This is a genomic window from Mesorhizobium sp. IMUNJ 23232, from assembly GCF_044326205.1.
Taxonomy (GTDB): Bacteria; Pseudomonadota; Alphaproteobacteria; order Rhizobiales; family Rhizobiaceae; genus Kumtagia.
This window is the reverse complement of record NZ_JBIRCY010000078.1, coordinates 16,329-28,562: the sequence shown is the minus strand read 5'-3', so window position 1 is coordinate 28,562 and position 12,234 is coordinate 16,329. Positions and strand designations below refer to the sequence as shown.

General features: G+C 61.4%; 12 protein-coding genes and 1 pseudogene. 5 read left to right on the top strand and 8 right to left on the bottom strand.

The genetic code is table 11. The annotated features are described in order from the left end of the window. Positions 1-109: pseudogene (locus ACH196_RS33590) on the top strand (IS5/IS1182 family transposase); the annotation flags it as partial. Positions 110-323: 214 nt separating this feature from the next. On the opposite strand, the gene ACH196_RS33585 reads toward ACH196_RS33590, so the two are convergent. From ACH196_RS33585 to ACH196_RS33575, 3 genes are all read right to left on the bottom strand, one after another. Continuing rightward, a complete protein-coding gene (locus ACH196_RS33585) occupies positions 324-2,639 on the bottom strand; it encodes a calcium-binding protein (RefSeq protein WP_396651194.1) in 2,316 nt (771 codons plus the stop codon). 185 nt (positions 2,640-2,824) lie between these two features. Beyond that, on the bottom strand, positions 2,825-2,977 hold the full coding sequence (locus tag ACH196_RS33580; RefSeq protein WP_396651193.1) for a hypothetical protein: 153 nt from the start codon (positions 2,975-2,977) through the stop codon (positions 2,825-2,827). 247 nt (positions 2,978-3,224) lie between these two features. Continuing rightward, a complete protein-coding gene (locus tag ACH196_RS33575; RefSeq protein ID WP_396651192.1) occupies positions 3,225-3,413 on the bottom strand; it encodes a hypothetical protein in 189 nt (62 codons plus the stop codon). 395 nt (positions 3,414-3,808) lie between these two features. Here ACH196_RS33575 and ACH196_RS33570 point away from each other — a divergent pair, with 395 nt between their 5' ends. Further along, positions 3,809-4,387, top strand: a complete 579-nt coding sequence (locus ACH196_RS33570; RefSeq protein ID WP_396651191.1) for a cytochrome P460 family protein — start codon at positions 3,809-3,811, stop codon at positions 4,385-4,387. A gap of 528 nt (positions 4,388-4,915) precedes the next feature. Here the strand turns inward: ACH196_RS33570 and ACH196_RS33565 are convergent. The 5 genes from ACH196_RS33565 to ACH196_RS33545 all read right to left on the bottom strand — a co-directional run bounded on the left by ACH196_RS33565 (position 4,916) and on the right by ACH196_RS33545 (position 9,218). Then, positions 4,916-5,260 carry a hypothetical protein gene (locus tag ACH196_RS33565; protein ID WP_396651190.1) on the bottom strand — a complete coding sequence of 115 codons (345 nt, stop codon included), beginning with the start codon at positions 5,258-5,260 and terminating at the stop codon, positions 4,916-4,918. A gap of 705 nt (positions 5,261-5,965) precedes the next feature. Continuing rightward, the gene (locus tag ACH196_RS33560; protein ID WP_396651197.1) at positions 5,966-6,673 is read right to left on the bottom strand and encodes an SDR family NAD(P)-dependent oxidoreductase; all 708 of its coding nucleotides are present in this window, start codon (positions 6,671-6,673) and stop codon (positions 5,966-5,968) included. A gap of 145 nt (positions 6,674-6,818) precedes the next feature. After that, positions 6,819-7,154 (bottom strand): hypothetical protein, encoded by a 336-nt coding sequence (locus ACH196_RS33555; protein WP_396651189.1) that lies wholly within the window; start codon positions 7,152-7,154, stop codon positions 6,819-6,821. Next, complete coding sequence (locus ACH196_RS33550) at positions 7,154-8,020, bottom strand: DUF6772 family protein (RefSeq protein WP_396651196.1); 867 nt, start codon at positions 8,018-8,020, stop codon at positions 7,154-7,156. The genes ACH196_RS33555 and ACH196_RS33550 overlap by 1 nt, the downstream gene beginning before the upstream one ends. A gap of 58 nt (positions 8,021-8,078) precedes the next feature. Next, complete coding sequence (locus ACH196_RS33545) at positions 8,079-9,218, bottom strand: mandelate racemase/muconate lactonizing enzyme family protein (RefSeq protein ID WP_396651188.1); 1,140 nt, start codon at positions 9,216-9,218, stop codon at positions 8,079-8,081. A 137-nt stretch (positions 9,219-9,355) separates the two neighbouring features. On the opposite strand from ACH196_RS33545, the gene ACH196_RS33540 reads away from it, so the two are divergent. The 3 genes from ACH196_RS33540 to ACH196_RS33530 all read left to right on the top strand — a co-directional run bounded on the left by ACH196_RS33540 (position 9,356) and on the right by ACH196_RS33530 (position 12,225). Beyond that, positions 9,356-10,114 (top strand): FadR/GntR family transcriptional regulator, encoded by a 759-nt coding sequence (locus ACH196_RS33540; RefSeq protein ID WP_396651187.1) that lies wholly within the window; start codon positions 9,356-9,358, stop codon positions 10,112-10,114. Beyond that, positions 10,111-10,902 carry an SDR family NAD(P)-dependent oxidoreductase gene (locus tag ACH196_RS33535; protein ID WP_396651186.1) on the top strand — a complete coding sequence of 264 codons (792 nt, stop codon included), beginning with the start codon at positions 10,111-10,113 and terminating at the stop codon, positions 10,900-10,902. Before ACH196_RS33540 ends, ACH196_RS33535 begins: the two co-directional genes overlap by 4 nt. 90 nt (positions 10,903-10,992) lie before the next feature. After that, entirely contained in the window at positions 10,993-12,225 is a 1,233-nt protein-coding gene (locus ACH196_RS33530) for an ABC transporter substrate-binding protein (RefSeq protein ID WP_396651185.1), read from the top strand. The last annotated feature ends 9 nt before the right edge of the window (positions 12,226-12,234 follow it).

Sequence of the window (12,234 nt, the reverse complement as noted above, 5' to 3'; positions counted from 1 at the left end):
CTGTCGGCGCCTGGCCAAGGACTGGGAATGCCTCAACGCCAGGGCACTCGCTTTCCTAAAGCTCGCCTCCATCCGCCTCATGATCAGAAGACTTTGTAATCCATCATAAAGTTACCGGACTGACTCTAAGACATGGGTGACACCCTCGTGCCGAACGGGTTGTCGATGGTTTGCAAGGTCCTCTGTTCCAGGTCGATATATCCGAGATCATAGTGCATGAAGGAGACGGCCTGCCGACTGATCATCTTTCCGGCATCGTCAACAAGATCGCCCCGCTAGCTCCGGCCGGCGGGGCTTTTGCGTTGGAGGGATAGACTAATAGCCTAGATCACAACGAAATCGACAGATGTCAGGGCAAGCCCCGTCGCCAGTGATGTGAACTTGACTGCCACGGCGCCGCCAAGCCCGTCTGCGTCATAGAATAGCGATCCCGTGTTGGAGTTATAGATGATCTTGTCGTCGGCATCGCGCGGGGACAGGATGTTATCCTTGAAGGCGGAAGCATCGAGCGCCCCGACGCTAAGTGCGGTGAAGATCGAACTGTCGAGTGCGATCTGATCGTCGGTGACGATGAAATCGGTGATTTTATCAGTGCTGCCGTCAAGCGCGGCCGAGAACACCACGATGTCGTTGCCGAGGCCCGTCTGGATCGTATCGTTACCGCCCTTGCCGTCGATCCGATTGTCGCCGTCATTTCCGATGATCTGCTGGCCGAACTCGTTGCCGGTGAGGTCTATGCTGTAGATTGCGTGCATGCTGGTAGTTCGCAGTGACTCGATCTCGACGCCCTGCGCAAGCACATAGTCGACGCCGGCAGCGAGCCGGTCGAAGTCACCCTGACCCTTCACCTCAATGATCGCCGCGCTCGAATTGTAGACCGTATAGAAGTCATTGCCCTCTCGACCTCGAAGCGTATCGGCGCCGCCAACGCCGCCGTCATGCAACCAGTTGTTGCCGTTGTTGCCAACGATGGTCTGGGCGAATTCGTTGCCTTTCAGGTCGATATTGCGCACCGCACCGTAGTTGGTGGTCGTTATCAGTTCGACTTCCTGGCCGGCGCCGAGCGCGAAGTCCCGCTGCGCCGAGACCCTGTCGTCGCCGCCGCCGGAGAGTTCCACAATTGTGTCGCCGGCATTGTCGACGTAATAGGTGTCGTTGCCACCTAAGCCATTCAAAGTATCGGCGCCTGCCTTGCCGTCCAGCACGTTGTTGCCAGCGTTGCCCCTAAGCCAGTCTCCGAACTGCGAGCCGCGCAGGTTCTCGATGTCTAGGAAGATATCACCGACAGCATCGCCCGAAGTCCCTCCGGGCGGCGAGATGCCGTCGAGTGCCACTGCAACCGACGAGGGAGCCGACTGATAGCTCGCCCAGTCACTGCCCTGGCCCCCGTCGAAGATGTCGGAGCCCGCGCTACCGTTGAGCACATCGTCTCCGGCGAAGCCCACCAGATTGTCGTCGCCATTGCCACCGGTCAATATGTCCGCGCCGGCGCCGAGAACAAAGGTATGAAGCGCGCTGTTCTGTGCGTCGGCGGATATGAAGACGACGGAGCCGTCAACGATGCGAAGACTCGCTTCACCCACAGAGAACGTCGAGGGAATGGCGTGCTGCGACACCAGCGTCAGCGAGCCCGTTGCGTCGAGCCGGAGCACATCCACGCGGGTGACATTCGTAGTGAGTGAGACAATCGCGGCAACGAATGTTTCGCCGCCCAGCGTAAAGGACACAAGTTCCGCTGCGCCTAAATAGGGATCGTCGGTTGTTCCGCCATAGTCAGAGACCACCGAGAGCGCGCCGTTTCCATCAACCTTAAAGACCGTAAGGGCTGTGGGTCCCGTGTTAAAGATAGTTGCAGCCACCACGTAGTTCGTGCCCCCAACGACCGCTGCGGCAAGATCGACGGGAGCGGAGGACGAGTTGACCAATGCGTCGGTGAGTTGGAGCGAACCGTCGGCCAGAACTTCATAACAACCCATGGCGCTGGGGATGCCGAACAACGGCGCACGCGGAACGCATTCGACCAGGAATGTGCGCGCGCCGACGGTAACTGCCACCGCATCGTCGGCGAGGTTGTCGCCCAACGGGGCCGTAAATGTGCTTGCCGGGAGGCCGTTGGAACCAAGCTCAATAATATTGACGAGGTCTTTAACAACGGGGAGGCCCCCTTCGTTAGTAAAGAGTTCGCCGCCGCGCACATAGAGATATGTCTTCCCGCCCGCCGTGAACGTGTTCATCTCGTTCCCGTCGTCGAGGGACGGCCCGGCCAGCCCAGAGTCGTTAACACGGCCGAGGAATGTAAGCTGCCCGGATGTTCCGACCTCGAAGGTGGAGAGCGACTCGCCTGCGCCACCCATCACGTAGACGTATGCCCGCCCGCCAATCGTGGCACTGGTGACCAGCGACGCCTCGACCAGCGAAATCGGGGCACTGTTCTGGATGTTCTGGATGTTCGTCAACGTGCCGTTGGCGCCGAGTGTAAAGCAGCTCAAGCCATTGTCATCCGGGCCGACGGCATAGACGAAGGTGTCAGCGGCTGTTGTCACGGCTGTGACATCCACAACACCGTTGATCAGCAAATCTATGCCCTCGCTGTCGAGAAGCGTGTCCGCCTCGACGAAGCTACCGACCACAACAGCCATGCCCGATCCCCCCTTTTCCGCCCGCTGCGCTTCTGTTGCGTCGACTGCGGTAATGTCTCCAGTGATTAAACTTGCAGCATTGACATTTATCAGGGAGCCCCTTGCGGTCCAATCCGATTCTGGAGAATGTTCCGAGTCGGGGCGTTTCTCAAACCACGGAGAGCGCTATGGGCAAACGAGCGAAACTAACCGAACTGACCGAACAGGAATTGCGGCGGATTATCCACGACGCTTCGGCGCTTCATACTTCGATCACACTGCCGCGCCTCGAAGTCGGCAGCGACGATCACCGGGCCAAACCTGGCCGAGGCGCTGGTCGCCGCCACGACGGCGATCACTGGCAGGGATAGCCCTCCCTGAGCGCTTACCGGCAGCGGGCATAGCGGCCATTTCACGGACGGGAAACGCTAGCAGCAAAGAGGGCGGACCTTGGCGGTGTTTACTCATTACGCTCCGCCGGTTCCGCCCTCTTCGGCCCCGAAGGCAGACGGCAAGTGTATGGCACCCGCCACTGGACCATATTGCGCAAGATCAATTTTTGGCCGAACGTTGACCGTGCCAGCCTCAGGCTGGTCACCGTCGGTTTCACTGGCTGCCCGTGATCAGGCCCAATAGTTTGGAGTCGCGTTCAACAGCTATCTGGCGCTCCCTCTTGTCGGCTTCACCGGCCTGCTCGCTGGGGTGTTCATGCTCCTGGCGCATGCGATCAGAGCTCCCCCCTATGCGCTCGCATAGCCGATCGTAGACCTGACGGATTCTGGCAAATATGCTCATTAGCCGAACTCCTTGTCCTCTACCTTGCGGGTCACATTCCCTTCGGCCATGGCGCAGATATAGCACCGATTTAGACATTCCGCAGCCTCGCACCAGCGCCGCCTAGCGCCACGCCTTAGCCTTGGTTGGCAAGCTCTTACAGCAGATGAGGCGGTCGGCTTGATCAAATTAACCTTGTCCGGCGACAGTGTATCAGATCGGTTTTTCCGGTGGATGGCCCCATTGCAAGTCAATCACGTCTTGGTCTTTTTGTTCTAATTTTGTTCTCACCTCAGCTTGACAGATGTTTGCCGCAATCGATACTGTCTCGACGCTGCGCTGACCCATCGGGCGCCTGGAGGTGACACGATGTAGGCGGACCTCCTTGACCGAAGCGCGCGATCAGGAGGGAGCCGATGTTTAAGGGACCTTTTCCGCTTTTCCGCAATACTAGAGTTATTTCGGGCGCCGCATTTGGTTTGGTTCTTGTCGTCTTGGGCGGCGTGGCGCTTGCCCAGCAAGACAAGTATGCCTTGAACGTGCCGGGCGGGCTCGCGTTCTCCGAGTTCCGAGGATACGAGCGATGGCAACTCGTTTCCACCAGTCAGACCGACAAGGCCGTCGCCGCGATCTTGGCCAATCGCGAGATGATTGAGGCCTACCTTGCAGGCATACCGGATAACGGCAAACCGTTCCCCGACGGCGCCAGGATGGCGAAGATCCATTGGATACCCGCGGAGAACGAGTTTTTTCCCGATACAATAGTGCCGGGCAGCCAGCATGACGTGGACTTCATGGTGAAGGACAGCAAGAGGTTTGCAGACAGCGGGGGTTGGGGGTGGGCTGCGTTCAAGTATGACGTCGCGACCGACACGTTCACGCCCGCCACTCAATCTGATGAGCCACCGCAGGCGAATGACGCCAAATGCGGATTCGAGTGCCATACGATAGTTGAGAAAAGAGACTACGTTTTCACTAAGTACGCAAAGAGGTGACAACTCACAGAGGCATTGTCTGTCGCAAAGTTGCAATTGGGTGTCCTCATTGGTTCGATCATGATGACCGTGACCTTCGTAGGCTGCATCTGGCTGAAGATACGGTGGGGCAATTCATTCAGGGTCGAATGGCCATTTATGATCCTCGCGCTCTTAACCGGCCCGGTGGTGACAGGCCTTTTTGCCGCAAAATCGTTTCGCATTGGGGCTTGTGGTAGGTACCCGGCCACGTCTCCGCAGCCGGGATTAACTTACTAGGGCTCCCCCAAGCTATTGGACTGGCGAGTCAGGCGGCGGGTTTTCCGGGGCCGTATGGGCCTTACTTTGAAAGGCGGTCGTCGATGTCGGTCAGCTTCTGTGCGATCCTTTCAAGGGCCGCGGCCGATTGGCGGTGTGCGCTCACCACCTTTACGCAGAAGTAGCAGAAGATGGCGAGCATCGATGCCAATGGCAGCCATGCGAGAAAATACCCAATCAAGTAAGTCGTCCCTTCCATCGTTGCCGCGGCCTTGCGATTTCTTGATCCCCTTACGGCACCAGGCAATTAAACCTGTATTCGAACTGAGGTCCGGCGATCTCTCTCACGAATACGATAGGGCAGTTTGAACGGCCGGTTTCGTCAAGATAGCGCCGGGCGGCCTCAGCCTGGTCCGAAGCGGCCTGGTAGGTGTAACTGGAGTAACCCGGCATCGCCGTCACAATTCCGGCCGGGCTGGGCTTCGTCATGATGCGATCGCCCTTCGGATGTTCGAACACCCGATAAAGCCCTGACGACGCCATCACTTCATGAGAAGTGGTGTCGAACCCCAGCACCGACTGACAGGCTGTCAACGCCAGGCAGGCAAGGCTTCCGAGCAGGATCTTCGCTCGCATCGTTTCCGTCCTCCATGCCTGGAAATCTAAGCGGATTTCCGGGCCGCGCTCAACCGACATCCTCAAACATTCGAGGGGCCAAAACTGACAAGACCGTTCCTCCCGGCGAGATGGTCGGCATACCCTTTTCTGAAGGATGGCCGCAATAGCGGGTCAAGGCTTCGTATCCGGGCTGGCGCCTGTCCCAGCCGGAGACCATGACCGGCTTTTTAGATCACGCCGAAATCCGCTGCCGTCAGGTTGGGCACTGGTCAGATGAGCGGAGGGCGGCTGGGAAGATCGAAAGGAAATGAGCCTGCCGCCGAAGGGGAAACGGCGGCAGGCTCATTTGACACGGGCGAAGGGAGGTCGCCCGGAACAAGGCCCGGCGTTAAAGCGGAGGTCGCAGTCGCCTTGGCCTGTGACTTGATTTTGAAACTAGAAGCCCTTCGTAACCGCCGTGTGTCGCCCGGCTTCCAAATGTAACGTTGGCGCGCAACACAGCGACGAAATGGGCTGTGGATTAACTCGTCTGCGGGCATCCTGTTGGCCTAACGCCGAGAAAAGCGAAAGCTTTCAAAGGCATATGGTAGCTGCCTCCGCTACCACAGGCGGATTTTCTCCAGACCTTGCGAGCCGGGCTTGCTTCAATACGCGGCCATCGATCCCGATGGCGCTTGACCAGGGCAAAAAAAATCCACTGATCGCCAGCCGCCGCCACGCTGCTCAGCGGAACATCGAGCCGCCATCCACATCGAGCGCCGCGCCATAGACGAAGCTAGCGGCGTCGGAGCAGAGGAACAGAATCGCGGCAGCCATGTCGTGGGGCCGGCCCATGCGGCGAATCGGCAGGTTGGCTGCGATGCGGTCCTTGAGAGCCTGGTCGATATGGGAATGCATCGGCGAATCGGTCGGCCCCGGATTGAGGGCGTTGATGCGCACCTTCTTTCCCGCCAGTTCGCGCGCAACGGACTTCACCAGCGACAGCGTGCCGGCTTTCGAGGCGGCATAGGCCGTGTCGGCGATCAAACCGCCGCCGCCATGCACGCCGGCGTCGGAGGCCACGCAGACGATGTTTCCACCGCCAGCGTTGCCCTGCATGCGCTGCACCGCTCCCTGGACGGTGAAGAAGGTGCCCAGCAGATTGACGCCGAGCACGCGCTGCCAGTGCGCCCAGTCCTGTTCCGGGATTCTCTTCGCGGTGATGATCGCAGCACAGGTGACGACATTGTCGAGCCGCGCCAGCTTGGCGTCGCAATAGTCGAACATGCGCCGTATGCTGTCGGGGTCGCCCATATCCGCCACCACCTTGTGCAACGTCCCACCCGTTCCCTTCAATTCGTCCTGACGCTTCCCGAGGCCCTCCGCATCACGGTCGCACATCACGACCTCGGCCCCCTTGGAGAGGAATGCACGGGCGGTCTCGAAGCCCATGCCGCTCGCGGCGCCGGTCACCAGCACCGTCTTGCCGGCAAAGCTGTCTGGGGCAAATGTGGCGTATTCGTCGGTCATGATTTCTCCGTGAAGCCAGGGAGGTGGCTGGTGGTCGGTTAATCTTCTGGCCGGGCGCAGGCCCGGTTCATGCCTTCAGATGGAGCGTCACGAGCACGGCACACTCGGCGCCATCGTCGAAACGCGCCGCCACACGCAACCAGTTGCCGAAGTGGGTAAGCCGCGCCATCGCCACGCGGTCGCGCTCGTCCGGCATGGAAAATTCGGTGCCCTCGCGCAGCCAGTGCATTCCGTCCGGCGACATCTCGATCCACGCCGTCGCAGTGGGTCCGACAGGCTGCTTGAGCGCCCGCACGAAGAAGATCGCCTCGCGCGCCCATCCTGCCTCGTAAGGCTCGCTAGCGGCTTCGCCAGACCAGCGTTCGTTGCGCGAGACGACCGCGGTGATGTTCTCGGGCAACATCAGAAGTCTCCGGAAATGCAGATGGAGTCGACGTAGAGGAAGGCGCGCTTGGCAACGTCGGTTTCCGCGAACAGGCCGAAGTTGAGCATGCACCACAGGTTCTTCATCGCCGGAATGCGGATCGAATCGAACCCCGAGAGATTAAAGCTGCGATCATTGCAGCGCAGCCCGAGCGCCGTCATCGATTCCAGATCAAAATCGAAACACAGATAGGTCCAGTTCACCTTGGTGGGGATTTCGTTGTAGCAGAGACGTTGCGACCCGCCGGGAAGATCGAGCCAGCCTTCCGGGGCCAGATGATAGTGGCTGATCGTCTTGTTGTCGGTGCCGATCGGGATGATCCTTTCAGTCTCGCGCTTGTACTGCCATTTCTGCAGATGCTGGCCGTCGAGCGCGTTCAGGAAGCGCAGATGCGGCATGACGCGATCGTCATTGCTGTCTTCGTCCCCGCCTTGCAGATCGAACAGGAAGCCAATGGAGCGCACGTCGGTTTCGGACAGCTTCAGCGCGTTGGCTTCGGGCTTGAAGGTAAAGTACATCTCGAAGCGGATCGGTCCTCGTTTCCTGAATGTGTGGCGTTTGATGGCGACGTTGCGTGCCCCGGGCAGCGGGCGAGTTGCGATCTTCAAGGCATAGGAAGAACCCATCCCCCCATGCGAGCCGGCGTCCCAATGTCCGAGCGTCGAGAGCATCGGGCTGGTATGCTGGGCGTATCCCGGCAGCATCGTGTCCAGGTCATCCTCGTAGTTGCCGACGAGCTGTGACCAGCCGCAGTGGCCGCGCGCGAAGTCGTCGAACGACACGATCCGCGGGAGCGGGTCGAAGCGGCTGAGCGCGGGATCGGCGCGCAGCAGCGCCAGCCGAATCGCCTCGGTCAGGTCGCGGGTCTGGTCTGGAGCCTGGTTTTTCATCAGGTCGTCGGCCTCATTCGGCTTTCAGTTTCTTGACGGCATTCCAGTCGATTTCGATGCCGAGCCCGGACCTCTCCGGCACGTCGAGCGTTCCGTTCTTCTGCCGGCGACAGCCGGGAGCGAGATCGGCCAGGCTTGTCTTGAACGGGCTGGCGTCGCATTCGCATTCCATGACGCTGAAGTTCGGCATCGCGGCAGCCAGGTGGACGCTTGCGGTCTCGCAGACGATGCCCGACATGCCGATATGCGGCGCGTATCGGATGTCATGCGCGGCGGCGTAATCCGCCATGCGACGCGTCTCCGAGATGCCCCCGGCGCGCGCCACATCCGGCTGCAGCACCGACAGTGTCCGGTTGGCGATCAGGCGTTGCGCCTGGTCAAGGGTGAAATTACTCTCGCCCGCAGCCAGCGGCACGTCGCAGCGGCGGCGCAGTTCCTCGTAGCCCTGTTCGTTCTCCGGCCGCAGCGGCTCCTCGAACCAGAAATAGCCGTTTGCCGAAAGTGCGCGGCCGACCTCGACGGCCTCGTCCAGAGTATAGGCCCAGTTCGCATCGACACAGAGCCCCATCGCGTCGCCGGCCCGCTTGCGGATGCGCTCGATGCGTTTGCAGGCGTCATGCACCGGCCGCGCCATCTTCACCTTGATGCGCGTAAAACCCTCGCCGACATAGCGATCCAATTCGGCATCGGCGGCTTTGTCGTCGACCCAGTTGACGGCGGCGGCGTAGACGTCGATGCGATCGCGCCCGACGCCGCCGAGGAGTTTCGCGACCGGCTGTCCGGTCGCCTTGCCCAGGATGTCCCATAGCGCGATATCCACGCCGGCGATGGCCTCGATCAGCATGCCCCCTGCCCTGCCCGACAGCGCGCGGCGCATCGAGTGCCACAAGGCGCCGATGTTGCGCGCGTCCTGGCCGAGGAGGCGCGGCTTGAGAGAGGTTTCGATCAACTCGACATAGGCCTTGGGCGAGAACCGCGCCAGGGTTTCGCCGACACCGACAATGCCCTCGGTGGTGCGCACCTCGACCAGGACCAGCGAGACCTTCTCATAGACGCCCCAGGACGTGACCGTTGGCTTAGGCAGCATCTGGCTGAGGGGATGAGCAATCACCTCGGCAATTTTCAACGGCTCTGCTGCGATTGGATCGCTCACGCGCATTGGCTTCAAATTTCCTCCCGTCGCCCAGCCGGTCGACTTCCCCATATCGCCCACTTCTCTACTTAGCAACCAGAAAACTTAGTTGCTATGTTATCGGCAATTGTGTTAGGCAGCCGCTGAGAGGATGCCGGATGCCCGCAGAAGCCGAACGCAAGTCGATTTTCGCCGCAAAGCTCGCAAGCCCTTCCCGCCTTGCGGACGGCGTCTCGGATGCGATTGCCGCGGCCTTGTTCGACGGGCGCATCGCGCCGGGCGAAGCGCTGCCGCCGGAAGGCGAGATCGCCAGGGAATTCGGCGTCTCCAAGCCGATCGCTCGCGAGGCGCTGCGCCAGTTGACCAGCGCGGGTCTGGTGTCGACGCAGCAGGGAAAGGTCGCCCGAGCCAAGGCGCTCAGTGGCGAACCGATGGATCGAATTTACGCCTATGCGGTGCGTTCGAGCCTGACGCGGCTTCAGGAAGCCAACGAGATGCGCCGTGTCATCGAGGTGGGCATCGCCCGGCTTGCCGCCGAGCGCCGCGATCCGCGAGGACTGGAGATGATGCGCCAGGCCGTGCTCGACATGCACGCCGGCATCGGCAGGCCGGGCGATTTCACCGAAGCCGACATTCTGTTCCATCTCGGCATGGCGACAGCCACGGGCAACGCCATGATCCGCATCCAGATGGAAGGCATGCGGTCGGTCCAGCGGGAGGTTTCGGAACTGTTCTCGCGGCGCTCCAACCGCACCGAGGCGGATTGGCGGGCCACCGTTGAACGGCACCAGGCGATATACGATGCGATCGCGGCGGGCGACACCGATCTCGCGGACCGGCGCATTCACCAGCACTTCGACGCGGCCGACATCGCCTCGTTCGAAGTGGCCGACAAGCTCGGGGAGCGGTCGCCTTGAGCAACGACCGCTTTTCCCTTACCGGACGTCGGGCGCTGGTGACCGGCGCCAGTTCGGGCATCGGCCGCGCTGTGGCGATTGCGCTCGCCGAGCATGGCGCCTCGGTCGCGCTGCATCATTTCGGCGACGCCGCCGGCGCGCGCGACACGGCGGCGGCCATCGGCCACGGCACCGCGATCCTCGAGGCCGATTTCACCGACAGCAAGGCGATGTCGGCTTTCATGGACGAAGTCGCCGTTAGCGCCGGCCCCATCGACATCCTGATCTCGAATGGGGCGATCGAGCGACGCCGTGCATGGAGCGAGGTCGACGAAGCACATATCCAGGCACACGTCGCGGCAAACTTCACCGCCCTGCTCACCCTGGCCACACGGCTCGTTCCAGCCATGGCGAAGCGCGGATGGGGGCGCGTAGTCGCCACCGGCAGCGTGATGGCCAGCCGCCCACGCGCCGAAACGATCGTCTACGCGTCGCTGAAGGCGGCTCAACTGACGGCGGTGCGCGCCCTGGCACGCGAAGTCGCGCCACATGGCGTCACCATGAATGTGGTATCGCCCGGCGCGACCGAGACGGAGGCTACAGCCGAGCGCTATCGGGACGCCGCTTTCCGCAAGGCGGTCGCGGCGAAGATTCCCGCCGGCCGCCATGCCCAGCCCGACGACATCGTCGGAGCCTTCGTTTTCCTGTGCAGCGACGCCGCCCGCTATATCACCGGAGCTGACATCCCGGTCGATGGCGGCTGGACGATTGGCGACGCACCCGGCGTGCTGCCCGGAGCGACTGGATGACAAGGCGCCGCCGGCTGTCAGTTCATTCGTGCCGCATCCGCAATTGTTAGTTGGACCATCAGTGTTTCGGGAGGAACCATGAAGACGGCAATGAAGTTCGCAGTATCGGTCCTGGCGCTGTGCGCCCTGTCGACGCCGTCGCTGGCACAGGAACTGCGAGTGACCGTTTGGACCGGTAGCGAGGCCCATCTCAAGATGCTGAACGGCATCGCCGAAGGCTTCATCGCCAAGCATCCGGGCGTAACGGTAAAGTTCGAGACCGTTCCGGTCGCCGACTATACGCAGAAGCTCACCTTCCAGGTCGCCGGCGGCAATGCCCCGGACGTCGCCTGGATGATGGAAGATGCGGCGCCGGCCTTTGAGAATGCCGGGCTGCTGATGGACATCGGCCCGACGCTCAAGGCGACAGAGGGCTACAATTTCGACGATTTCTCCCAGCCAGCGATGGCGCTCTGGCAGAAGGACGGCAAGGTCTACGGCGTGCCGTTCTCGACCTCGCCTTTCCTGATCTACTACAACAAGGACATGTTCGACAAAGCAGGTCTCGAAGACCCCAATCAGCTCGCTGAAAAGGGCGAGTGGACCATGCAGAAATTCCAGGACGTCGCCAAGAAGATCACCGAGGCCAATCCCGGCAAATGGGGTTTCGAGTTCAAGGACGGGGAAGGCTACGCATCACGCATGACGCACGCACTACTGCCGCCCGTGCGCGCCTATGGCGGCGAATTGTGGGCCGATGGCCAATGCGGCCTGGACAAGCCGGAAGCGGCGGCCGCGGTCCAGCAGCTTCACGACATGGTGTTCAAGGACAAGTCGATCGTACCGCCGGGAGAGCAGGGCGATTACTTCTCCGGCAATTCCGCGATGACCGTAAACCAGATCTCGCGCGCGTCGAAGATGCCTGAGGCCGGCTTCAAATGGGGCATCGCTCCCTTGCCGTCGGGACCGGCCGGCGAGGCTCCGGTCATCGGCCAGGCCGCGCTCACCGTCTTTGCATCCGGCAAGAATACGGACCTCGCCGCCCAGTTGGTTGCCGACATGACCACCAAGGACAATGTGGCTGTCATGGCCCAGTTCTTCCCTCCGGCCCGCAAGAGCGTTCTGGAAAGCGACGCTTTCGTCAATTCCAACAAGCTCATCCCGCCGGAGCAGATGAAGAGCGTCGCCGCTGCGATCGTCAACGGCCGCGTTCATCCGGCGCATGAGCGGGTGCCGCAGATCTTCGCCGCGATGGCGCCAAAGGTCGATGCGCTATGGCGGCCCGACGCCAATGTCGAAGAGGCGCTCAAGGGCGTCTGCGCCGCCATTCAGCCGCTGCTCTGACAGGGTGCC